We start from the raw sequence: 235 nt of genomic DNA on the forward strand, positions 1-235 counted from the left end.
GTGTTCGGCACCGTGGTGCTCGGCCGCCTGCAAGGCGGCGAGGGGGCCGAACGGGCGCTGGGCATGTTCATCAATACCTTGCCGCTGCGGGTCGACCTGAACGAAGTGAGCCTGCGCGAGGGTGCGCAGGCCGTGCATCAGCGCCTCAGCGCCTTGCTGGCCCATGAGCACGCGTCCTTGGCCTTGGCCCAGCGTTGCAGCGGTGTGGCTGCGCCATTGCCGTTGTTCAGCGCCA

General features: G+C 68.5%; 1 protein-coding gene. It reads left to right on the forward strand.

The features are described 5' to 3' along the window. A partial coding sequence (locus SB756_RS35545) for a condensation domain-containing protein (protein WP_410913943.1) occupies positions 1-235 on the forward strand: 235 nt, incomplete at both ends.

This window comes from Pseudomonas sp. SIMBA_068, from assembly GCF_046534705.1.
Taxonomy (GTDB): Bacteria; Pseudomonadota; Gammaproteobacteria; order Pseudomonadales; family Pseudomonadaceae; genus Aquipseudomonas; species Aquipseudomonas putida.